This is a genomic window from Streptomyces sp. NPDC057010, from assembly GCF_042673805.1.
Lineage (GTDB): Bacteria > Actinomycetota > Actinomycetes > Streptomycetales > Streptomycetaceae > Streptomyces.
The window spans coordinates 19,148-41,329 of sequence record NZ_JBHUSC010000033.1 but is presented as its reverse complement, the minus strand read 5'-3'; the positions used below and the strand labels follow the sequence as shown (position 1 = coordinate 41,329).

At 74.1% G+C, this 22,182-nt stretch carries 20 protein-coding genes; 11 read left to right on the top strand and 9 right to left on the bottom strand.

What is annotated here, in order from left to right; all coding sequences use genetic code 11:
- Positions 1-28: 28 nt before the first annotated feature.
- Positions 29-193: a hypothetical protein gene (locus tag ACFTXQ_RS24670; protein WP_382644236.1), complete on the bottom strand. Its 165-nt coding sequence runs from the start codon at positions 191-193 to the stop codon at positions 29-31.
- 136 nt (positions 194-329) lie between these two features.
- Here ACFTXQ_RS24670 and ACFTXQ_RS24665 point away from each other — a divergent pair, with 136 nt between their 5' ends.
- Entirely contained in the window at positions 330-1,460 is a 1,131-nt protein-coding gene (locus ACFTXQ_RS24665; protein WP_382644303.1) for a type ISP restriction/modification enzyme, read from the top strand.
- Between the two features lie 18 nt (positions 1,461-1,478).
- On the opposite strand, the gene ACFTXQ_RS24660 is transcribed toward ACFTXQ_RS24665, so the two are convergent.
- Entirely contained in the window at positions 1,479-2,207 is a 729-nt protein-coding gene (locus ACFTXQ_RS24660) for a TetR/AcrR family transcriptional regulator (protein WP_382644234.1), read from the bottom strand.
- A 74-nt stretch (positions 2,208-2,281) separates the two neighbouring features.
- On the opposite strand from ACFTXQ_RS24660, the gene ACFTXQ_RS24655 reads away from it, so the two are divergent.
- The 3 genes from ACFTXQ_RS24655 to ACFTXQ_RS24645 all read left to right on the top strand — a co-directional run bounded on the left by ACFTXQ_RS24655 (position 2,282) and on the right by ACFTXQ_RS24645 (position 5,337).
- Positions 2,282-3,250, top strand: a complete 969-nt coding sequence (locus ACFTXQ_RS24655; protein ID WP_382644233.1) for an ATP-binding cassette domain-containing protein — start codon at positions 2,282-2,284, stop codon at positions 3,248-3,250.
- On the top strand, positions 3,247-4,035 hold the full coding sequence (locus ACFTXQ_RS24650) for an ABC transporter permease (RefSeq protein WP_382644231.1): 789 nt from the start codon (positions 3,247-3,249) through the stop codon (positions 4,033-4,035). The genes ACFTXQ_RS24655 and ACFTXQ_RS24650 overlap by 4 nt, the downstream gene beginning before the upstream one ends.
- Positions 4,036-4,140: 105 nt before the next feature.
- Positions 4,141-5,337 carry a CaiB/BaiF CoA transferase family protein gene (locus tag ACFTXQ_RS24645; RefSeq protein ID WP_382644229.1) on the top strand — a complete coding sequence of 399 codons (1,197 nt, stop codon included), beginning with the start codon at positions 4,141-4,143 and terminating at the stop codon, positions 5,335-5,337.
- A 58-nt stretch (positions 5,338-5,395) separates the two neighbouring features.
- Here ACFTXQ_RS24645 and ACFTXQ_RS24640 read toward each other — a convergent pair whose 3' ends face one another.
- Positions 5,396-5,665, bottom strand: a complete 270-nt coding sequence (locus ACFTXQ_RS24640) for a hypothetical protein (protein ID WP_030720225.1) — start codon at positions 5,663-5,665, stop codon at positions 5,396-5,398.
- Positions 5,666-5,945: 280 nt separating this feature from the next.
- On the opposite strand from ACFTXQ_RS24640, the gene ACFTXQ_RS24635 reads away from it, so the two are divergent.
- Complete coding sequence (locus ACFTXQ_RS24635; protein ID WP_382644226.1) at positions 5,946-7,664, top strand: serine/threonine-protein kinase; 1,719 nt, start codon at positions 5,946-5,948, stop codon at positions 7,662-7,664.
- Here the strand turns inward: ACFTXQ_RS24635 and ACFTXQ_RS24630 are convergent.
- Positions 7,634-8,437, bottom strand: a complete 804-nt coding sequence (locus tag ACFTXQ_RS24630) for an SGNH/GDSL hydrolase family protein (RefSeq protein WP_382644301.1) — start codon at positions 8,435-8,437, stop codon at positions 7,634-7,636. The two genes, ACFTXQ_RS24635 and ACFTXQ_RS24630, sit on opposite strands and share 31 nt — an antisense overlap.
- Positions 8,438-8,620: 183 nt before the next feature.
- Between ACFTXQ_RS24630 and ACFTXQ_RS24625 the strand changes: the two genes are divergently transcribed.
- Positions 8,621-9,757, top strand: a complete 1,137-nt coding sequence (locus ACFTXQ_RS24625) for a DUF5925 domain-containing protein (protein WP_382644225.1) — start codon at positions 8,621-8,623, stop codon at positions 9,755-9,757.
- 154 nt (positions 9,758-9,911) lie between these two features.
- Here the strand turns inward: ACFTXQ_RS24625 and ACFTXQ_RS24620 are convergent, their stop codons facing one another.
- Positions 9,912-10,301, bottom strand: a complete 390-nt coding sequence (locus ACFTXQ_RS24620) for a GntR family transcriptional regulator (protein ID WP_382644223.1) — start codon at positions 10,299-10,301, stop codon at positions 9,912-9,914.
- A 186-nt stretch (positions 10,302-10,487) separates the two neighbouring features.
- Between ACFTXQ_RS24620 and ACFTXQ_RS24615 the strand changes: the two genes are divergently transcribed.
- The 4 genes from ACFTXQ_RS24615 (at position 10,488) to ACFTXQ_RS24600 (ending at position 12,950) form a co-directional block, all read left to right on the top strand.
- The gene (locus ACFTXQ_RS24615; protein WP_382644221.1) at positions 10,488-10,973 is read left to right on the top strand and encodes a DUF402 domain-containing protein; all 486 of its coding nucleotides are present in this window, start codon (positions 10,488-10,490) and stop codon (positions 10,971-10,973) included.
- Positions 10,974-11,015: 42 nt separating this feature from the next.
- On the top strand, positions 11,016-11,402 hold the full coding sequence (locus tag ACFTXQ_RS24610; protein ID WP_382644219.1) for a DUF4440 domain-containing protein: 387 nt from the start codon (positions 11,016-11,018) through the stop codon (positions 11,400-11,402).
- 24 nt (positions 11,403-11,426) lie between these two features.
- Positions 11,427-11,624, top strand: coding sequence for a hypothetical protein (locus ACFTXQ_RS24605; protein WP_382644217.1), 198 nt, complete (start codon positions 11,427-11,429; stop codon positions 11,622-11,624).
- Between the two features lie 282 nt (positions 11,625-11,906).
- Positions 11,907-12,950 carry a lytic polysaccharide monooxygenase gene (locus ACFTXQ_RS24600; RefSeq protein ID WP_382644215.1) on the top strand — a complete coding sequence of 348 codons (1,044 nt, stop codon included), beginning with the start codon at positions 11,907-11,909 and terminating at the stop codon, positions 12,948-12,950.
- Positions 12,951-12,972: 22 nt separating this feature from the next.
- On the opposite strand, the gene ACFTXQ_RS24595 is transcribed toward ACFTXQ_RS24600, so the two are convergent.
- From ACFTXQ_RS24595 to ACFTXQ_RS24585, 3 genes are all read right to left on the bottom strand, one after another.
- The gene (locus ACFTXQ_RS24595) at positions 12,973-13,833 is read right to left on the bottom strand and encodes an esterase/lipase family protein (protein ID WP_382644214.1); all 861 of its coding nucleotides are present in this window, start codon (positions 13,831-13,833) and stop codon (positions 12,973-12,975) included.
- Between the two features lie 159 nt (positions 13,834-13,992).
- Complete coding sequence (locus ACFTXQ_RS24590; RefSeq protein WP_382644212.1) at positions 13,993-15,006, bottom strand: hypothetical protein; 1,014 nt, start codon at positions 15,004-15,006, stop codon at positions 13,993-13,995.
- Positions 15,003-18,764, bottom strand: a complete 3,762-nt coding sequence (locus ACFTXQ_RS24585) for a DNA polymerase III subunit alpha (RefSeq protein ID WP_382644210.1) — start codon at positions 18,762-18,764, stop codon at positions 15,003-15,005. Before ACFTXQ_RS24585 ends, ACFTXQ_RS24590 begins: the two co-directional genes overlap by 4 nt.
- Positions 18,765-18,908: 144 nt before the next feature.
- Here ACFTXQ_RS24585 and ACFTXQ_RS24580 point away from each other — a divergent pair, with 144 nt between their 5' ends.
- Positions 18,909-20,036, top strand: coding sequence for a DUF3533 domain-containing protein (locus ACFTXQ_RS24580; protein ID WP_382644208.1), 1,128 nt, complete (start codon positions 18,909-18,911; stop codon positions 20,034-20,036).
- 475 nt (positions 20,037-20,511) lie between these two features.
- Here the strand turns inward: ACFTXQ_RS24580 and ACFTXQ_RS24575 are convergent, their stop codons facing one another.
- Positions 20,512-22,167 carry an amidohydrolase gene (locus ACFTXQ_RS24575; protein WP_382644206.1) on the bottom strand — a complete coding sequence of 552 codons (1,656 nt, stop codon included), beginning with the start codon at positions 22,165-22,167 and terminating at the stop codon, positions 20,512-20,514.
- Positions 22,168-22,182 lie beyond the last annotated feature (15 nt).

Here is a 22,182-nt window from a genome sequence, read left to right as displayed (position 1 = left end):
GCGGGGGCGCGCCGACGACGGTCCGGTCCTACCGCTCCTCCTCGTCCTTGGCGCGCTCGCCCTCCGCCTGCGACGGCGTGGTCCGCATCGTCTGGGGGTGCTTGCGCTGCGCCTTCTCCCGCTCGTCCATGTCCTCGTCGAGGCGCTCGCCCTCGGCCTGCGACGGAGTCGAGTATTCGTCGTACTGACTCATGACCGTCTCCTCGGTCGATACGGTACGTATGCGTACATAAGGAGCGTAGCGCTTCGGCCTGGACGCAGCCCGGCCACCGGGCGCCGTCGCTACCATCGGCGGCGTGAGCGAAGACGTACCGCTGCTGGACGATCTGATGCCCTGGGCCGTGGGCGGCCTGCGCCTGGGCCGGGACTGGGTGGCCGCACCCGATCCGGCGGCCCTGCGCGCCCGCTGGGCCGCCCTGACCGCGGCCGAAGGGGCCGAGCGGGACCGGCTGTTCCGCCCGAGCCGCAGCCGCACGCCCGCCGCCGGCGCGGCCGCGCTGCCCGGCCAGCGCTCGGCCGCCACGGCCCGCTTCGCCGACGAGCCCGGCCCGTGCCCGGAACCCGTACGGGTGCTGCGCGACCCCTTCGACGAGCAGTGGCTCCTGCCCGACCAGCGGCTCATCGACACGGCCCGCCCGGAGCTGTGGCGGGTCCGGGACGAGCACCAGCTGTTCGCCGTCGAAACCCCGGCCCCCGGCCTGCTGGTCACCGCGCACCTCCCGGCCGGCCGGCTCGGCCGGATCCGCCCGCTGCACCGGCGCCCCGGCGGAGCCGAGCCGAACCTCGCCCCGGGCCTGCTGCCCCTGCTGGGGGAGCGGTACGGCGGCTGGGTCACCCCCGAGGACGTGCTGTGCTGGATCCTCGCGGCGGGCAGGCCCGGGCCGCGCGGGTACGAGGTCCCGTTCCCCGCCGATCCCGGGCTCTGGCGGGCCGGTCTGGAGCTGGGCCACCGGCTGCTCACCGTCCAGCTGCGCGGAGCCCGCGGCGGCGAGCCGCCCCGGCTGCCCGGCGGGCGGCGCCCTTACGTCCGCTCGGCGGTCGTGTCCTGGCCGCACGAGGTGACGTACGAGGCCGAGGGCGAGAGCCTGCGCTTCGGCGGCGGGACGGTGTCGCCCGTGCCGGCCGGCGCCTGGGAGTACGAGGTCCAGGGCGTCCGGGTGCTGGAGGCCTGGTTCGCCGCCCGCAGCGCGCACCGCGATCCGGACGCGGACGGCCTGGAGGCGCTCGGTCCGGCCGAGTGGCCGCAGAGCTGGACCTCGGAGCTGCTGGCCCTGGTCACGACCCTGGCGCTGCTGGCCGATCTGGCCGCGGAGCGGGCCGCGTTCGAGCCGGGTCCCGCGCTGCCCGCCGGCGAGCTGCGCGGGGCCGGGGTGCTGCCGCCACCGGGCTGGGCCAGGCGCCCGGCCTCGGTCCTGGACCACCAGGAGGAGGGCCCGGGCGGCCAGTTCGCCCTGCTCTGACGCTCGCCCCGGGCGGCTCTACGGAGCCCACGCCCCCAGCAGCCGCGTCACCGTCCGGTCGAACACCGCGGCCATGTCGAGCCCCGCCCCGGGGACGGGGTCGACGGCGCCCCTGAGGGCTCCGGCCAGCAGCGGGTACTCCCCCGTGGCCAGCCGTGAGCCGAGCCAGGCCGTCCGTACGCGCTGTTCGGCGGCCTCGCTCCAGGGCAGCGACCGGGCCCGCTCGGCGAGCGCCAGTTCGCCCGCCACGTACGTCGCCACCGTGCCGTTGACGGCGGCGACGAGCTCCAGCTTCTCGTGGCCGGCCGCCTCCAGCGGGACCAGGCAGGCCAGGCTGCGCTCCAGGTACCGCAGGGCGTTGGGGCCGAAACCGTACAGGGGGCTGAGCAGCCGGGGCAGCCACGGGTGCCGGAGCATGAGCGCCCGGGTCTGGCGGGCCAGCGCGAGCAGGTCGGCCCGCCAGTCGCCGGTCGGCGCGGTGAACTCGTACTCCCCGCTGACCGCGTCGACCATCAGCTCATACAGGTCCTCCTTGCGCGGCACGTAGTTGTACAGGGACATCGTCCCGGCGCCGATCCCGGCCGCCACGCGCCGCATGGAGACGGCCTCGATCCCCTCCGCGTCCGCGATCCGCACCGCCTCCGCGGCGATCGACGCGCGGCTGTGCGCGGGCCGGGGGCCGCGGCCGGCCCGCGGCGGGCGGGCCCAGATCACTTCGGGTTCAGCGGGTCGCCCACCGGCTGCCATCGCTCACATCACCTCGTCCGTCTCGCCACCATCTTAGTTACGTACGCCGTACGTAGTGAGGTAGGGTGCCGCACATGACTACTACGTACGCTGTACTTAGTGAGGGTCTGGAGAAGAGCTACGGAGAGGTCCGCGCCCTGCGCGGCCTCGACCTCGCCGTGCCGACGGGCACGGTCTGCGGCCTCCTCGGCCCCAACGGCGCGGGCAAGACCACCGCCGTCCGGATCCTCACCACCCTCACCGCACCCACCGGTGGCCGCGCCCTCGTCGCCGGCCACGACGTCACCCGCGAGCCCGCGCGCGTGCGCCGCGCCATCGGCGCCACCGGCCAGTACGCCTCCGTCGACGGGGACCTGACCGGCCGTGAGAACCTCCGCCTGTTCGCCCGTCTCGCCGGACTGCACGGCTCCGCGGTCCGGGACCGCGCCGACGGACTGCTGGAGCGCTTCGGGCTCGGCGAGGCCGCGGACCGGCCGGCCTCCACCTGGTCCGGCGGGATGAAGCGGCGCCTGGACCTGGCCGCCGGGCTGATCACCCGGCCCCGCGTGCTCTTCCTCGACGAGCCCACCACCGGCCTGGATCCGGCGGCCCGCGAACAGATCTGGACGGCCGTACGGGACCTCGCGAACGAGGGCACCACCGTGCTGCTGACCACCCAGTACCTGGAGGAGGCCGACCGGCTCGCCGACGACATCGTGGTCGTCGACCGCGGCCGGGCCGCCGCCACCGGCACCCCGGCCGAGTTGAAGGCCCGGATCGGCGCCCGCGCCGAGGTGGCCGTCGCCGCGCCCGAGGCCCTCGCCGGCGCCGCCGTCGTACTGGACCGGCTCACCGGAGGCCTGCCGGTGCTGGACGAGGGGCGCCTCACGGTCGGCGTCACCGTGCTCGACACCGCGCTCACCCTCCCCCGGATCATCCGCGAGCTCGACACGGCCGGGGTCCCGGTCACCGACGCGAGCCTGCGCCCGCCCACCCTCGACGAGGTGTTCCTGCGCCTCACCCGCACCCCCGTGCCCCCCGCCGAGAAGGAGCACGCGGCATGAGCACCCTGCTGTCCGACGGCGGAGCCGTCCTCACCCGCCAGCTCCAGAAGGCCCGGCACGCCCCGGCGCTGCTGATCCTCACGCAGACCATGCCGATCACGATGCTGCTGTTCTTCGGCTACGTCTTCGGCAGCGCGCTCGCCATGCCGGGCGCCGAGTACCGCGAGTTCCTGGTCCCGGGGCTGCTCGCCGCCACCGCCGCGAACGGGCTGATGACCGGCATGTTCACGGCCGCGCAGGACGCCCACCGCGGGGTCATGGACCGCTTCCGGACGCTGCCGATGAGCCGGAGCGCCGTGCCGCTCGGGCAGACCGCCGCCGACCTGCTCACCACCGCCGTCTCCCTGGTGCCGCTGATGCTGGTGGGGCTGGCGATGGGCTGGCGGGTCGAGAACGGCCTGCCCGGCGCGCTGGGGGCGTTCGGCGTGCTGCTGCTGTTCCGCTTCGCCACCGCGTGGGTGGGCACGTACCTCGGGCTGCTGAGCGCGAGCGAGGAGGCGGCGGGCCAGCTCGGCAGCGCCACCTTCGTCCTGCCGATGCTGTCCAGCGCGTACCTGCCGACCGCCGGGCTGCCCGGGTGGCTGCGTACGGTCGCGGAGTGGAACCCGATCAGCGCGGTGGCGACGGCCGTGCGCGAGCTGTGCGGGAACGCGGGGGCCGAGCCCTCGGCGGGCGCCGCCTGGCCGGCCGTGCACCCGGTCGCCGGGGCGCTGCTCTGGTCGCTGGTCCTCCTCGTGGTGTTCATGCCGCTCGCCACGCGCAGGTTCGCGCGGGGCCGGGGCTGATCCCGGCAGGCATCGGCAAACCGAGGCAGGCCTTGGCGGATCTTGGCGGATCTCTTCACTCCGCATGGGTGACAGATCACGGTCCGACCAGGTAGGCAGGGCTCCATGGCTACCGAACCGCTCCCCCTCGCCGGCATCACCGTCGTCGCCGTCGAACAGGCCGTCTCGGCCCCCTTCGCCACCCGCCAGCTCGCCGACCTCGGCGCCCGGGTGGTCAAGGTCGAGCGCCCCGACGGCGGCGACTTCGCGCGCGCCTACGACACCACCGCGCGGGGTCTCGCCTCGCACTTCGTGTGGGCCAACCGCGGCAAGGAGTCCATCGCGCTCGACCTGAAGGACCCGCGCGGCCGGGAGGTCCTGCACGGCCTGCTGGAGGGCGCCGACGTCTTCGTGCAGAACCTCGCGCAGGGGGCCGCCGCCCGGCTCGGGCTCGACTCGGCGGCGCTGTGCGCCAGGTATCCGCGGCTGGTCGCCGTGGACGTCTCCGGCTACGGAGCGCAGGGCCCGTACGCCCACAAGCGCGCCTACGACATGCTCGTGCAGTGCGAGGCGGGGCTGGTCTCGGTGACCGGCACCCCGGAGCGGCCCGTCAAGGCGGGGATCCCGGCCGCGGACATCGCGGCGGCCATGTACGCCTTCTCGGGGGTGCTCGCCGCCCTGCTGCGCCGCGGGGTGACCGGGCGCGGGGGCAGGGTGGAGGTGTCCATGCTGGACGCGCTCGCCGAGTGGATGGGGCATCCGCTGCACCACACGATGCACGGCGGGGAGCAGCCCGTGCGCACGGGCCTGGCGCACGCGGTGATCGCACCCTACGACGCCTACCCGACGGCCGACGGGGACCGGGTGCTGCTGTCGGTGCAGAACGACCGCGAATGGCGGCGCCTGTCCCAACAGGTTCTGGAGCGGCCTGAGTTGGCGGATGACCCGGCGTACGCGACGAACGCCGCGCGCACCGCCAACCGGGAGAAGACCGACGCGGTGGTGGCGGAGGCGCTGGGTCTGCTGGGTGCGGACGAGGCGATCGGGCGGCTGGAGGCGGCGGGCATCGCCTGTGCCCGGCTGAACTCGGTGGCCCAGCTGGCCGCGCATCCGCAGCTGGCGGCACGGGACCGCTGGCGGGAAGTGGAATCGCCGGCCGGACCGCTGCGGGCCCTGCTGCCGCCGATCGGGCTGCCGGACGGCGCGGCACCGCACATGGGTGCGGTGCCGGCGCTGGGTGAGCACACCGAACCCCTGCTGCGCGCCCTGGGGATGACGGGAGCGCAGATCTCGGTGCTTCGCCGGGACGGTGTGATCGCGTAGGGGCCGGGGAGCCGGGGCCGGGACGACCGGGGCCGGAAGGCCTCGGTCCGGGGGCGGTTTACGAGCGGCGGCTGCCGAAGAGCGTGCGACGCAGGCGGCGCAGCGGTGCGAAGAGCGAGACGCGCGCGCTCCGGCTCCGCAGGCGGTGCGTGTGGTCGCGGGAGGTGAGCTCGCGCATCAGCAGGGTCGCCTCGGCGGTCTCCCGGTGCGGGACGGCGGGACCGCCCAGCACGGCGAGATGACGGTCGAGGCGCGAACTGGTCGCACCGCTTCCGCAGGTGATGGCAGGCACGCGTGGCGGCCTGCTGCGCATAGCTATCTGTTCCATGATCTCTCCCCACCCGTACGAGGGCACCCGGCCCGGGCAGGTTAACCCTATCGCCCTCGCGGCGCGCTCGGGTATCCCGGTGGTGTGAATTACCCCTGTGGCGACGGGGAGTTGACGATTACTCAGCGGAGTCAATCGTTACTCTCCGCACAAAAACGGCGCAGTTGGGACTCTCTGCACGAGTCTCGTCACGGCAGGGGCCACTTGTCGCGCTCTGCGCTAACTTGGAGTGATCACCTGGTGACATATGGGCGCATGCGCACACACATGGGGGGCTCGCATGAGTGGGAATGTGGCGGGTGCGGGTGGGGAAACGAGTTCCGATCGTGTCATCTCGGGCCGCTACCGGCTGCTCGAACCCCTCGGCCGCGGTGGGATGGGCATCGTGTGGCGGGCCCGGGACGAGGTGCTGGCCCGCGAGGTCGCCGTCAAGGAGGTGCGGGCGCCGGCCGGGATGGAGCCCGCCGAACTCCAGCGGATGTACCGGCGCCTGGAGCGGGAGGCCTGGGCGGCGGCCCGGGTCTCGCACCGCGGGGTCGTCACCGTCTACGACGTGGCCTCCGAGGGCGGCCGGCCGTGGATCGTGATGGAGCTGGTGCGCGGGCTCTCGCTGGCCGACGTACTGGAGGCGGAGGGTCCGATGACCCCGCAGCGGGCCGCGCACATCGGTGAGCAGGTGCTGGCCGCGCTGCGCTCCGCGCACGACTCGGGGGTGCTGCACCGCGACGTCAAGCCCGGGAACGTGCTCATCGCCAACGACGGCCGGGTGGTGCTGAGCGACTTCGGGATCGCGAGCCTGGAGGGCTCCTCGGCGATCACCATGACGGGCGAGGTGGTCGGCTCCCCCGAATTCCTGGCCCCGGAAAGGGCGTTGGGGCGCGACCCGGGGCCCGAATCGGACCTGTGGTCGCTCGGGGTCCTGCTGTACACGGCCGTCGAGGGGGTTTCGCCCTTCCGGCAGGAGACCCCGCTGGACACGCTGCGGGCCGTGGTGGACGGGGAACCGCCCGCGCCGCGGCGCGCCGGGCCGCTGGAGCCCGTACTGGAGGGGCTGCTGTGGAAGGACCCGGCCGGGCGGCTGCCCGCGGCGGAGGCGGCCCGGATGCTGCGGGTGGTGGGTGCGGGCGGGGCCGTACGGGCCTACGGCGGGGCGGTGTCGGGGCCGGACTCGCCGACGGCGACCGCGCAGGAGCACCGGCACGAGCACCACCGGCACGGCGGGGCGGGGGCGCCGTACGGGGAGCCCACGCCGCCGATGCCGGCACCCGTCGCACAGCCCGGCCCCGGGCCCTCGCCGCACCGGAACGGCCGGGCCGGGCTGGTGCTGACCGCCGGGATCGTGGTGCTGCTGCTGGCGCTGGCCGCGCTGGGGTGGCTGCTGCTGAAGGACCGTGCGGGCGCGGGCTCCGGGAGCGGGGGCGGGAGCGGCGGGCCGAGCGGTTCGGCGACCACCGCCCAGTCCGTGACCACGTCCCCCTCCGCGCGCCCGTCCGCGTCCGCTTCGGCTTCGGCTTCGGCTTCCGTCTCGGCCTCGTCCTCGGGCGCTGCCGGGCAGCACGTGTCGGTGTACGTCGACGCCGTGCGGACCTCCTACACCGGCAGTTGCCCGCCGCCCGCCGGGAGTGCGCCCGCGTTCACCGCCACCGTCGAGGTGGAGCGGGTCCCGGCCGTCCTGGAGTACCGCTGGGCGACGCGGAGCGGGAAGACCTCGGGCCCCGGCTGGCAGTCCGTCACGTACGAGGCGGCCGGGCCCAGGAGCCGGCGGCTGGAGCACACCGAGCTCGCGCACGTGCCGGGCGCGGTCTTCGAGGACGCGGTCCGGCTGGAGGTACGGGGCCCTGCGGAGGTGACCACGCAGTGGGTGGGGACGTCCGTGACCTGCGAGGAGGAGACCCCGACCCCGACGGGCGGGGCCTCCTCCCCCGGCACGAGCGCGTCACCGTCCACCGCGCCGACGGCGGGGTCCGATCAGGCGGCGTTCGTGAAGACGGGCAGGTAGCCGCCGGACTGTCCGGCCGCGGTGGGGTGGTAGGACTCCCCGATGTTGAGCCAGTTGACGCTGTGCAGCCACGCCGCGCCGGAGCAGATCTCGTGGCCGGTGAACGCGCCGGCGACCGAGGCGAAGGTGAAGCCGTGGTCGGCGGCGCGCTTGGCTATCGCGGCGTTGAGGTAGTCGGCGGCGCCGTTGATGGCGGAGCGTTCGCCCTCGGTCAGTCCGGCGACGCAGGTGCCGTTCAGCTTGTAGAAGCGGGGATAGCCGAGGACGACGACGTGGGCGTTGGGCGAGCGGCTGTCGATGGCGTTGTAGACCTGGTCGAGCTGGCCGGGGAGGGTGGAGTCGACGTACGCCTTGGCCTGGTTGACGCGGTTGACGCAGGTGGACTCGGACTGGAGCACACAGGTCGTCATGACGTCGGAGAATCCTGCGTCGTTGCCGCCGATGGTGATGGAGACCAGGTCGGTTCCGGAGTTCAGCGGGCCGAGCTGGTTGGCGAGGACGTCACCCGTACGGGCGCCCGAACAGGCGGCGAAGGAGAAGGTCTGCGGGGAGTGGGCCGCGGCCCACAGGGCGGGGTAGGCCCGGGTGGTGCGCTTGCAGTCACCGCTCGCGCTGTCGTAGTTGCCGGCGCCGACGCCGGAGGAGTACGAGTCGCCGAGGGCCACGTAGCCGAAGTCGGCCTGGGCGGCGGCCGCCTGGCCGCCGCCGAACAGGGCGGCGCCGGCGGCGAGTAAGACGGAGGAGGTGAGGGCAGCGAAGCGCGACAGTCTCATGCTCATGGGGGTGCGGCTCCTTGTGGGGGTTACTCCTGAGTTACTGCTGAGTCCGTGGTACAAGGAGCGGAGACTGGCTGGAAGTGTCCATGCCAAGAATATTCGGAGCAGGGTTGCGCCCGGAATCTTCACGCGCACTGCGTTTGGAGGAGGAACCGGGACACCCGATCCGGCGAAACACGGGTGCACGAGGGCACGGTGTGCCGGATCATGGGCGCCATGCCAGCCAACCCGCATGACGCGCTGCCGATCCGGCTCAACGTCGACGACAGCGACTCGCCGTCGGATGTAGTCGACGCGCTGTTCCTCGGGCGGTTCGCGTCCGGTGAACAGCCGTACTCGCACAGCGTGTCCATCGACCGGGTCAAGCCGGGGGTCAGCCTGCTGCCGCCCCGGGCCACGGTGTTGCGCTCGGCGCGCGACAGCGACCGCAGCGCCACCCTCGCCGAGGGCGAGGGCTGGACCATGCTCGTCTCCCGCTGGAGCCGGGGCGCGGACGTCACGGTGACGGCGGTCAGCGACGAACTCGCGGAGCGGGTGCTCGGCGAGGCGACGGAGGGCGCGCAGGACGAGCCCGAACCGCAGCCGGAGAACGTCACGATGGGCTTCTGGTACGTCTCGCCGCGGCGCGGCCCGTACCGGACGACCCGCCAGATCGCGGCCGGGACCTGGGCGGAGGTGCGGCCGAACTACACGGCGCCGGTGGCCGGGGCGATGGACCGGCTCATGAAGGTGACCCCGGACGACATCGCGGGTCGGCTGCTGCTGCTCCACGGGCCGCCGGGGACGGGCAAGACGTCGGCGCTGCGCACCCTCGCCCGGTCCTGGCGGGACTGGTGCCAGGTGGACTGCGTCCTGGACCCGGAGCGGCTGTTCAACGACGTGGGCTACCTGATGGACATCGCGATCGGCGAGGAGGAGGGCACGGCGAAGGGCCGCTGGCGGCTGCTGCTGCTGGAGGACTGCGACGAGCTGATCCGCGGCGAGGCGCGGCACACGGCCGGACAGGCGCTGTCGCGTCTGCTGAACCTGACGGACGGTCTGCTCGGCCAGGGCCGCAACGTGCTGGTGGGCGTCACGACGAACGAGGACCTGGAGCGGCTCCACCCGGCGGTGGTCCGGCCGGGGCGGTGCCTGGCGCGCATCGAGGTCGGCCGGCTGACCCACCGGGAGGCGGTGGACTGGCTGGGCACGGAGGAGGGCGTGTCCCGCGAGGGCGCCAGCCTGGCCGAACTGTTCGCCCTGCGTCGCGGCACGGGCCCGGCCGCCGTACCCGCGCTCCCGCCGCAAGGGCACACGGAGGCAGGCCTCTACCTCTAGCCACCGGGTCCAGCCTCGCCGGCGTTTGAGGCGCGGGGGTCCGGGGGCGGGCCCCCGGCAACGGCGCAGCACCCGCGGTACCACGGGGGCACATCCAGCCCCTCCGGCGTTTGAGGAGCGGGGTGCGGGGCGGAGCCCCGGCAGCGGGCGGGGGCTAGCCGGCGGCGTAGCGGGCTCGGAGGGCGTCCGCGGCAGCGGCAAGGGCTTCGGGTTCCGACAGGCCCAGCCGGTGCACCCGTTCCGCGAAGGCCTGCGCGGCGGCCGCGGCCTCGCGGGCCGCGCCCTCCCCCGCCGCGGCGACGAACGTCCCGTTCCGCCCCCGCGTCTCGATCACCCCGTCCGCCTCCAGCGCCCGGTACGCCTTCGCGACGGTGTTCGCGGCCAGCCCCAGCTCCTCCGCCAGCCCCCGCACGGTCGGCAGTTTGAACCCCGCCGGCAGCCGCCCCGATCGCGCCCGGTCGGCGATCTGCGCGCGCAGCTGTTCGTACGGGGCGGCCGAGCCCGCCGCGCCGCTGATGGTGATCTTCAGGTTCGTCGAGGTCACGCGGGTGATTGTCCCCCATCGCCGGTTAATTGGGAGGCGCCGTACGCGCATGCGCCCGTAGCGTCGGCCGTTCACCGGCAACGACGCCTGCAATGCACCGATGCTCGCCATCAACACGCGGTTCGGATACGACATCTGCGCCACCGAAATGCGCTTCACGAAGCAACTGAAGAGACTGGAGACAGTGTGACCGAGCCTCAGCTGACCGTCGTCCTGACCAAGGCCGGAAAGCTCAAGATCCGCTACCCGGCGGCGCAGGTCGCCGACGACGGCGACCGGATCTCCGTCCGCGCCCCCTGGGCCGCCGAGGGCGTACGGGACTTCGGCTTCGTGCGCTTCGAGCCCGGCGACGTGTTCGTCGAGCACTTCTGGCGCACGCGCTGGTACGCGGTCAAGGAGGTGCGGACCGGCGCGGGCGTCCTCAAGGGCTGGTACTGCGACGTCACGCGCCCGGCCCTGGTGCGGAGCGGGGAGATCCTGATCGAGGACCTGGACCTCGACCTGTGGGTCTCGGCGGACGGCTCCTCCGTACTGCGCCTGGACGAGGACGAGTTCGCGGCGAGCGGCCTGGCCACCAGCGACCCCGAGGCGGCCGCCCAGGCCATCCGGGCCCTCGACGCCCTGGACGACCAGGCCCGCACCCCGGCCGGACTGGCAGCCCTCCTCGCCTGACGGCAGCCCTTCCTGTGGCCCCGCCTGGGCGAGGATGCCCGCATGAGCCAAGAATCAGATGAGGTGCGCGAAGCGATCGCAGGCGAGCTGCGCCTCATGGACCCCGGCGTGCGCAGTTCACGCTCGCTCGCCCGACAGCTTCTGGACCCGGACTTCACAGAGGTCGGCGCTTCGGGGCGGCGGTGGACGTACGACGAGATGCTTGCGGCGATGCCCGAGATGGACGGTGCGACAGAGGGCGGTCCGCGCTACGAGCCCTCAGAGTTCACCGGTGTCCTGCTGGCACCCGGTCTCGTGCACCTCACCTACGAGACCACGCTGGATGGGAACCGGGCACGGCGGAGTTCGCTCTGGCGCAAGCAGGGTACGGCCACGACGTGGCGGATGTACTACCACCAGGCCACCCCCATCCCACCCGACAGCAAGTAACCGCCTGCGCCTACCCTGCTGACCATGCGCAACGAGAGGCACGACGAGCCGCTGTCGGATGACGAGGTGGAGCTCTTCATCCAGTACCTCCACCGATACGCCATCCACGCTCTCGACCAGTGGCTACAGCTGCGGGTGGGCCGCGAAGAGTCCCCCGTATACGTCACCCTCAGCCTGAAACCGGACCCGGAGACGGACCCCTCTGTCTACCGGCGGCCCTGACGGCCGACGTCTGGAGTGCTCCGGTGCCCCTCGGCGTGCCCGACTGGGGGCAGAGGGCTTGGGGTGGCAGGCTCCGCGGGCTCGTTTCCTGAGCTCTCTCTTACCTCTTCCTTAAGCGGAGCCTAAGGATCAGCTTGTGGGGGGCGAAGGGGGCGGAAGGCGGGGTTCGGGCCGTTAGCTTGGCGGGGCCAGCGGAGGGCCGGGAACGGCGCCGCCGGGGGGCGGCGCCGCACCGCCCCGACCGCTGGCACATCCTGCCTTGCGCCCGAAGGAGATCCCCCCATGTCCGCACGCCGACGCAGCCGCACCGTCACCCTGATCCGTATCGCGTCCGCCGGCCTCGCCCCCCTCGCGGTGGCCGCGTACGCCGCCGCGCCCGCGGCCGCCCACGGCTCGATGACGGACCCGGTCAGCCGGGTGGCTGCGTGCTACGCGGAGGGCCCGGAGTCGCCGAAGTCGGCGGCGTGCAAGGCCGCCGTCGCGGCGAGCGGGGCGCAGGCGTTCTACGACTGGAACGCGGTGAACATCGCCAACGCGGCCGGGAACCACCGGGCGCTGATCCCGAACGGCCAGCTCTGCTCCGCCGGCAACGACAAGTACCAGGGGCTCGACCTGGCGCGCGCCGACTGGCCGGCCAGCCCGATGACGGCGGGCGCGCACACCTTCCGCTACAAGGGGACCGCGCCCCACAAGGGTTCCTTCGAGCTGTACGTGACGAAGGACGGCTACGACCCGTCGAAGCCGCTGAAGTGGTCCGACCTGGAGCCCGCGCCGTTCGCGAAGGTCACCGACCCGGGCATGCAGAACGGCGACTACGTCTTCACCGGTACCGTCCCGAACAAGTCCGGCCGCCACCTGATCTACAGCATCTGGCAGCGCTCGGACAGCCCGGAGGCCTTCTACACCTGCTCGGACGTGGTCTTCGGCAAGGACAACGGGGGCAATGGCAATGGCGGCAACGGGGGTACGGGTGCCGTCCCGAGCACCAAGCCCAGCGTGAAGCCCAGCGCCAAGCCGAGCTCCGCGCCGTCCGCCGATCCGCGGCCGCAGGCGCCGACGGACCAGCAGATCGCCGATGGCGCCGACAAGTCCACCGTGGAGCACAACGGCCACGGCGACAACGACCCGAAGACGAACGCGAAGGCCGCCGCCGCCCCGGTCCCGTCGCAGTCCACGCAGAGCAACCGCAACCTCGCCGAGACGGGCGGCAGCAGCGCCACCCCGGCGATCGCGATCGCCGGGGCCGGCGTCCTGGCCCTCGGTGCGGCCGTGCTGTTCGGGCTGGCCCGCCGCCGTGCTGCGACGGCGGGCCGCCACGGCCGCTAGTTCACCGCGGACCGCGTGCGCGTCAGTCGAAGACCGAGGCGCACGTGGTCCGTTCGGCGTGCGCCGGGTCGAGGGCGTTCACCGCCTCGTGCCAGGCGATCCGGTCCGTGAGACCGATGGCGACGTGCTCCGAGAGGTCCAGGACGCACAGGTCCTGGAGGACGACGTTCTTCACGCCCGGCCCGTCCAGGAAGGCGCTCCGGTACGGGGTCACCACCTCGTCGTACTTGGTGGCGATCACCGTGTACGCGACCCCGGGCACGGTGTCCCCGCCCGCGTTCAGCTTCTGCTGGAAGGCGGATCCGGCGATCTGGTCGGCCAGCCCCGGGGTGGCCGAGCTGATCAGGTCCTCGGCCCCCGGGAAATACGGGAGCAGTTGGGTGAGTCCGAGCAGCGTGGTGCCGTGGTTGTCGGGGGCCAGCCCGACCAGGGCGTTGACCTTGGCGGCGCCGCCGAGGAACTTCAGGTAGTAGCGCGGCATCATGCCGCCCTGTGAGTGCCCGATGATGTCGGTCTTGGCGGAGCCGGTGGCGGCGAGCACCTTGTCGACGAAGACGTCGAGCTGTGCGGCGGACTTGTCGATGGGGCCGAGCCCGTTGAAGAAGGGCACGCCGGGCAGTTGCCCGTAGTCGAGCGAGTAGACGCAGTACCCGCGGTGCACGAGGTACGGCGCGAGGCCGAGCCAGTTGTCGACGGAGTTGCCGAAGGTGCCGTGCACGAGCACGACGGGGCGCGGGTGCGCGGCGGACGGCTTGCAGGACCAGTTGTTCCAGCCGCTGCTGGGTGCGGACGCGGCCTGCGCGGCGCCGGTGGGGGCGACGAGCGCGGCGGCGGTGAGGGTGAGGACGGCCAGCGGGCGGAGCAGGCGTCTCCAGGGCAGCATCGTGTGATCTCCTTGCGGGTCGACTCAAGGGGATGGTGCGTGGGGGTTCATCCCGTGATCCGGATCACAAAGGGGTGCTGCTGCCGCCAAATTACGGGCGGGTAGCAAAACTGGGAAGTTACGCGTCGGTAAAAATCGCGCGTGTCGCCCGCCGGTCCACTACGCCGCGAGCGTGCCGCGAGCGATGACGTGCGGCCCGAAGCGGGCGCGGACGCGGTCCGTGACGGCCTCCAGCCGGCGGGCCTTCTCGTCCTGCGGGTCGAAACTCAGCTGCCGCGCGGCCCGTTCGGCGGGGATCAGGTCCTCGGCGCGCAGGGACAGGGCGCGCACCCGGGCCCGCTGGAGGCCCAGGCCCTCGTAGAGGGCGTAGGCCGTGGCGGTCAGCGCGTCGGAATGCGCGGTGGGTTCGGCCAGGGTGCGGGTCCGGGTGAGCGTGGTGCGGTCGGCGCAGCGGACGCTGAGCGAGAGGGCGCGGCAGACCTGCCCCCGGCCCTGTTCTTGTGTACGGAGCTTCGCGCCGAGTTCCTGCGTCAGCGAGAGCAGCGCCCGCCGGTGCCGTACGGGATCCAGCTCGTCCCGGTCGAAAGCCCGCTCGGCGGCGACGGCCAGGGCGGCCGCGCCCGGCCGGACGGGGGTCCGGTCGATCCCGAGGGCGCGCTCCTGCACCTCGCGGCCGAGCCGGGCGCCCAGGATCCGCCGCAGGGCGGCGGGCGGGGCGGCGGCGACCCGGCCGACGGTGTCCAGGCCGTAGGAGCACAGGGTCCGGGCGGCCTTGGGGCCGATCCCGTCGAGGGCGATGACGGGCTTGCCGGCCAGGAACCCGACGACGGCGGCGGGCTCGTCGGGGATCACCCGGGTCCCCCCGGGCGGGGCCTCGCGGGCCGCGGCCCGGGCCAGCATGGGGTTGCCGGCCACGCCGACGGTGCAGTCCACGCCGTAGAGGGCGAGGGACCGGACCCGGACCACGGCGGCCAGCCGGCCGGCGTCGCAGCCGAAGTACCGCAGTGCGCCCCGGACATCGGCGAGGGCCGCGTCGGGCGGCAGCGCCTGCACGGCCGGGGTGAGCCCGCCGAGCAGCGCGAGGACACCGGCGTAGGCCTCGGCCCCGAGCGGTGCCCCGTCGGCGGGGTGCAGTCGCAGGCACATCACGGCGCGCGGGTCGGTGGTGCTCATCCCGCGCTCCCGGGACTGGAGTGCCACAGCTTGCGCCCGGTCGCGGGACCGGTGCCCGGCGGCTGGAGATCGGCCCAGGGGTTCATCTCGTACCCCGTGGACATGCGGATCGTGCGCCCACGGCCGGCTCCCGCCCCGGCCCCGGAATCCGCCCCGCCGGCCTGACCGGCCTCCGGTCCGGAGCCGGGCTCCCGACCGGCCCCGGAACCGCGACCGGAGCCGGTGGCCGCGCCCGGACCTTCACCGGAATCCCGGTCCCGGCCGGACCCCCGGCCGGAGCCGGTGCCGGTGCCGGAGGCGGAGCCGGTGCCGGTGCCGGAGGCGACGGCCAGCCGGGCCGCCACCGCGTCCAGGCCGCCCGCCGCCCGCAGTTCCACCAGCTCCGCCAGGTTCCACGCCGCCGCCCCGACCACGCTCAGGCTCTGCGGCCCGCGCCGCTGCACGACACCCCGTACCAGCAGCAGGAAGGAGTGGAAGACGGTGTGCGCGCACCGCTCGTGGCTGTCGTCGAAGAACGCCAGGTCCACCAGGCCCGTGCCGTCGTCCAGCGTCGTGAAGATGACCCGCTTCCCGGAGCGGATCGGCGGCGTCTGGGTGGCCGCCTTGGCCCCCGCGACCAGCACGGTCTGCCCGTGCCCGGCATCGCGCAGCCGCTGCGCCGGGACCACTCCCAGCTCGGCCAGGAAGGCCTGGTGGTCCCCCATCAGGTGCCGCGAGGCGTCCACGCCGAGGACGCCCAGCTCGGCGCTGAGCCGTTCCGCCTCGGAGAGGTCCGGAAGCCCGACGGAGGCCGTGGACCGACCGCCCTCCAGGGGGAGTTGGGGCCCCCGGGCCCCGCGCGCCCCGGCCGCCCGGTGCGCGCCGTGCAGTTCCGTCAAGTGGAGCAGCAGATCGCGCCGGTTGGCACCGAAGGAGTCCAACGCCCCTACCTGCGCGAGCCGTTCGGCCACCGGCCGCCCCGGGTGGGCCCGGTCCCAGAAGTCGCGCAGGGAGGCGTACGGCTGCCCGGACTCGATCCGCAGCGCCTCCGCCTCGCTGATGCCGTGGACGTCGGACAGCCCCAGCCGCAGCCCCCACACCCCTGCGGAACCGGACACCAGTTCGATACGGTGGGCGACCGCCGACCGGTTCACGTCCAGCGGCAGCACCGGCACGCCCCGCCGCCGCGCGTCCGCCAGCAGCAGCCGCTTCGGGTACATCCCCGGATCGTGCGTGAGCAGCCCGGCGTAGAAGGCCGCCGGATGGTGCGCCTTCAGCCACGCCGACTGGTACGTCGGCACCGCGAAGGCCACCGCGTGCGCCTTGCAGAAGCCGTACGAGCCGAAGGCCTCCACGATCTCCCAGGTCCGGGCGATCACCTCCGCCGAGTAGCCCCGTTCACCTGCCTTCGCCGCGAACCAGACCCGGATCCGGCCCTGCGACTCCGGGTCGGACAGCCCGCGCCGCACCCGGTCGGCCTCGTCCCGCCCGCAGCCGGTCATGACGTGCACGATCTCGATGATCTGCTCGTGGAAGACCACCACCCCGTACGTCTCGCGCAGCGCGTCGGCCAGGTCGGGGTGCGGGAAGCGCACCGGCGCCCGCCCGTGCCGGGCCGCGATGAACGGCCGCACCATGTCGGCGGCCACCGGCCCGGGCCGGAAGAGGGAGATGTCGACGACCAGGTCGTGGAAGGTGGCCGGCTGGAGCCGCCCCACCAGGTCGCGCTGGCCGGGGGATTCGATCTGGAAGCAGCCCAGCGTCTCGGCCGAGCGGATCAGCTCGTACGTGGCCCGGTCGCCCGGCGGGACCTGCGCCGGGTCGTCGAGGTCGAGCTCCTCGCCCGTGCCGCGCCGGATCTCGGCGACCGCGTGGGCCATCGCGGACTGCATCCGCACGCCCAGCACGTCGAGTTTGAGCAGTCCGAGCTCCTCCACGTCGTCCTTGTCGAACTGGGACATGGGGAAGCCCTCGCCGCTGGTGGGGACGACGGGCGTGCGGGCGAGCAGGGAGGCGTCGGAGAGCAGGACGCCGCACGGGTGCATGGCGATCCCGCGGGGCAGCGCGTCGAGCGATTCGACGAGCTCCCACAGCCGCCCGTACGACTCCCCGCGCACGTCGCGCAGTTCGGGGAGCTCCTCCAGTGCGGCGCGGGCGTCGCGGGCCCGGATGTGCGGGAAGGCCTTGGCGAGCCGGTCGGTGACGGCCGGGTCCATGGACAGGGCGGCGCCGACGTCGCGGATGGCGTGCCGGACCCGGTAGGTCTCGGGCATGGAGACGGTGGCGACGCGCTCGGTGCCGAACCGGCCGATGATCCGCCGGTAGACCTCCAGCCGGCGGGCGGACTCCACGTCGATGTCGATGTCGGGCAGGACGCGGCGGCGCTTGGACAGGAAGCGCTCCATCAGCAGGCCGTGCGCGACGGGGTCGGCGTGCGCGATGCCGAGCAGGTGGTTGACGAGGGAGCCGGCGCCGGAGCCTCGGGCGGCCACGCGGATGCCCATCTCCCGTACGTCGTCCACCACCTGTGCGACCGTCAGGAAGTACGAGGCGTAGCCGTGGTAGGCGATGATGTCGAGCTCGTGGTGCATGCGCTCCCAGTAGGCGGGGTCGCCCGCGTAGCCGCGCAGCACCATGCCGGCGGCGGCGCGGGAGGCGAGGACCCGCTGGGCGGTGCGGTGGGCCGCGCCGACGAGCCGGGCCTCGGGGAAGTGCACGGAGCCGATGCCGAGGTCGTCCTCGGGGTCCACCGCGCAGGCCTCGGCGGTGTGCCGGGTCTCCGCGAGCAGCCGTCGCGCGTCGGCGGGGCGCAGGCCGGCGGCCCGGGCGATCCGGTCGGCGGCCTCTGCCATGGCGTCGGCGTCCTTGAGCCAGCGCTCGCCGGTGTCGAAGGGCTGCCGTACGGGGGTCAGCCGGCGGGCCGCGTCGAGGATGTCGGCGACCGGGCCCTGGCCGGGGTCGGCGTAGCGGACGGCGTTGGTCAGCACGGCCGGGACGCCCTGCTCGGCGGCGAAGCCGACGGTACGGGCGGCCAGCCGGAGCGAGCCGGGGCCGGTGCCGGTGCGGCCGTGGTGGACGGCCTCCAGCCGGAGCGAGTCCCCGTAGACCTCCCGCCAGGGCGCGAGCAGCCGCGCGGCCCGGTCGGGACGCCCCGCGGCGAGCGCCCGGCCCACCTCGGAACCGGGCCCGAGCAGCACGAAGACGCCTTCCCCGCGCAGGGCCTCCCAGGGCACCACGGGCCCGTCCCCGGAGGGAGCCGCGTGGGCGGCCGTGACCATCCGGCAGAGCTCGGCCCACCCGGCGGCCCCGTCCCGGGCCAGGAACACGGCCCGGGGGGCGGACTCGTCGATGAAGGCACCGCCCTTGACGGGGTTCCGCCGCCGGTACGAGGCCTCGCCGGAGCCGCGGCCGGAGGCAGACCCGGAGCCGAAACCAGAGCCGGAGCCGGAGCCGAAGCCGAAACCAGAGCCGGCGCCGACCCCGCCCGCACCGGACCCGCCCGAGCGGAGGCCGGCCGAGCCCCCCGACCCGGCCGACCCCGCCGAGCCCGCCGAGCCCCCCGCAGGGGACACCGCCAGGTCGGCGCCGAACAGCGGCCGGATCCCCGCCTTCGCGGCCGCCTTCGCGAACCGCACCGCACCCGCCAGGGTGTCGCGGTCGGTCAGGGCGAGGGCGTCCATGCCCCGCTCGGCGGCACGTTCCGCCAGACGTTCCGGGTGCGAGCCTCCGTAGCGCATGGAGAACCCCGAAACGGTGTGCAGATGCGTAAAACCGGGCACCCGCGGCCTCCTGCTTCGCTCGTGTCAACACCTCCCCCGTCTCCACCATAAAGCAATTCGAATGTCCGTGCGAAACATTTGTTCGATCATCCATTCGGCCCTCCCCTGCTGCGTCCCGCCGCCTCCGCGTCGAGCGTGAGAGTCATGACCCAGCCCACCCGGAGTCCGGACGCAGCTCCGTCCAGCGGCTTCCTCGCCGAGATCAAAGACGCCGTGACCACCCGGGCGGCCCTGCTCGTCCTGGGGGTGCTGGCCCTCCAGCTGGCCTTCGTCACCTCGTACATCGGGGCCTTCCACCACCCCAAGCCCAGCGAGATCCCGATCGCCGTCGCCGCCCCCCTCGCGCCGGTCGCCGAACAGACCGCGAAACAGCTCGGTGCGCTGCCCGGCAAGCCGCTCGACACCCGCGTGGCCGAGGACGAGGCCGCGGCCGTCCGGCTGATCGAGAACCGGGACGTGGACGGCGCGCTGATCGTCGACCCCGCCGGCACGACCGACCGGCTGCTGGTCGCGGGCGGCGCCGGCGCCTCCCTCTCCCAGGCCCTGGAACAGATCGTCGGCCTGGCCGAGAAGGCCCAGGGGCGCACCCTCCGGGTCACCGACGTGGCCCCGGCCGACGCGGGCGACGCGCGCGGCCTGAGCTCCTTCTACCTGGTCGTCGGCTGGTGCGTGGGCGGCTACCTGTGCGCCGCGATCCTCGCGATCAGCGCAGGCGCCCGGCCCGCGAACTCCGCCCGCGCCGTCATCAGGCTCGGCTCGCTGCTCGCGTACTCCCTCGCCGCGGGCCTGCTCGGCACGGTCATCGCGGGCCCGGTCCTTGGCGCGCTGCCCGGCAACATCATGGGCCTGTGGGGGCTGGGCACCCTGGTCGTCTTCGCGGTCGGCGCGATCACCCTGGCCTTCCAGGGGCTGGCGGGCGTCGTCGGCATCGGCCTGGCGATCCTGCTGGTCGTGGTCTTCGGCAACCCGAGCGCGGGCGGCGCCTACCCGTACCCGCTGCTGCCGCCGTTCTGGAAGGCCATCGGCCCGGCCCTGCCGCCGGGCGCCGGGACGTACGCCGCGCGCTCCATCGCGTACTTCAAGGGCAACGGCGCGGCCGGGCCGATGCTGGTGCTCGCCGCCTGGGCGGTGGCGGGCTCGGCGGTCACGCTGGCCTGCGCGGTGTTCCGCCGGGGCCGGCCGGGAGCCGCGGTCGGCAGCGGCCTCCCCGACGACGCACCGTCCGTCCCCCGCTTCACGGCCGGGGCCGAGGGGCCGACCACCCCCCGGTGAACCCCCTGGCCGGGGCCGGGGGCAGCGCGGGAGCCGGGGCCGGCACGGGAACCGGGGCCGGCACGGGGGCCGGGGCCGGGGCCGGGGCGGGGCCGGGGCGGGGCCGGGGCCGGGGCGGGGTGTCGTCCGGGACGGGCTTCGATGTTCGGCGCCTTTCCGAGGCGAGTTGTCGGGCGGTAGTGGGCGCCGAATTCATCTCGTTTTAGTCCCGGCCGACACCCCACCCCGTCCCCGACCCCGGCCCGGCACATTCAGCCCGGCCAAATCCAGCCTCGCCGGCGTTTGAGGCGCGGGGCACGGGGCAGAGCCCCGATCTTTGAGCCGCACCCGTGCAACCGGGCCCGGCCAAATCCAGCCCCTCCGGCGATTGAGGAGCGGGGTCCGGGGCAGAGCCCCGATCTTTGAGCCGCACCCGTGCAACCGGGCCGGGCCACATCCAGCTCCTCCGGCGATTGAGGAGCGGGGTGTGGAGGGGTCAGGCGGCTCGGTGGACGATCTCGCCCGCCACCACCACCGTTTCGGCCACCGTGCCCGGGATCCGGTCCGCCGGGACGCGCAGGATGTCCCGGGACAGGATCACGAAGTCCGCCGCCTTGCCCACCGTGAGGGAGCCCCGCTCCTCCTCCAGGAAGTTGGCGTACGCGGAGCCCATCGTGTAGCCGTACACCGCCGTCTCCGCGTCCACCGTCTCCGCCGGCTGCCACGGCTCGCCGCCCGCCAGGGGCCGCCGCGTCACCGCCGTGTAGATGCCGATCATCGGGTCCATCTCCGCCACGTTCCAGTCGCTGGAGAACGCCAGGACCGCCCCCGCCTCGTGCAGGCTCCGCATCGGCCACGCCTTGTGCCAGCGCTCCGGGCCCACGTTCTCGGCCCAGTCCTGCCCGGGGCCCGCGATCTCCGGCGCGCAGTGCCTCGGCTGCATGCAGGCCACCACGCCCAGCTCCGCGAAGCGCTCCACGTCCGCCGGGTCCAGGCATTCCACGTGCACGACCTGGTGACGGGCGTCGCGCGGGCCGTTCACCGCCCGCGCGTGCTCCACCGCGTCCAGGACGGTCCGGATGCCCCGGTCGCCCGTGGCGTGCACGAAGCACTGGAAGCCCCGCGCGTCCAGCCCGGCGAGGAGCTCCGCGAACTCCTCCGCCGGGTAGAAGGTCTCGCCCCGGTGGTGCCCGCAGCCCGCGTACGGCTCCAGCAGCGCCGCCGTACGAGGTTCCACCACGTCGTCGATGTACAGCTTGAGCGGGCCCACCCGCAGCCGGTCCCCGGAGAACCGGCGGGCCGCGTCCTCGAAGTCGGCCAGGTCGGCCTCGCCGGTGCCGCGCGGGTGGAACAGCGCCGCGACGATCCGCGAGCGCAGCCGGCCCTCCGCCCGTGCGCGCTCGTACAGTTCGAGGTCGTCCAGGGAGTTCTGCGGCTCCACGACCGTGGTGATGCCGAAGCCGATCGCGTCGTCGAGGCTCTTGGCGAGGCGGCCGTACTGCCGGTCCGGCGAGGCCCACGGGACGCCGAGGTCGCGCAGCGCCCGGTGGCCGTCGCGCGAGAGCCCCTTGACGGCGAAGTCCTTGACGAAGCCGGTGGGTTCGCCGGTCTCCGGGTCCACCGCCGCCGTGCCGAAGGGCAGGTCCGTACGGTCCCGGGTGATGCCCAGGCGCCGCATGGCCGCCGTGTTCAGCCAGGCCGTGTGCACGTCGTACGAGAGCACGAGCGCCGGAACGTCCCCGGTGACCGGGTCCAGGTCGGCGGCCTCCGGCATCCGGCCGCCCGGGATGGCGGAGTAGTCGAAGGCTTCGGCCTCGATCCATTCGGCGCCGGGGTTGGCCTGCCGCCAGGCCAGGATCCGCTCGTGGATGCCCTCCAGGGTGCGCACCCCGGCGAGCTGCACGCAGGCGTCGTCGGAGCCGAGCCGGACGTGGTTGTGCGCGTCGACGAAGCCGGGCAGGACCAGCTTCCCGCCCGCGTCGATCCGCTCGGTGTCCGGGCCGGCCCAGGCGGCGGCCTCGGCGTCCGGGCCGAGCCAGACGATCGTTCCGTCGTGGACGGCGAGGGCCTCGGCCTCCGGGAACTGCGGGTCCACGGTGTGGATGCGGGCTCCGGTGAGCAGCAGGTCGGCGGGGAAGGGACGCGGTGCCATGTGAAGGTGCTCCAT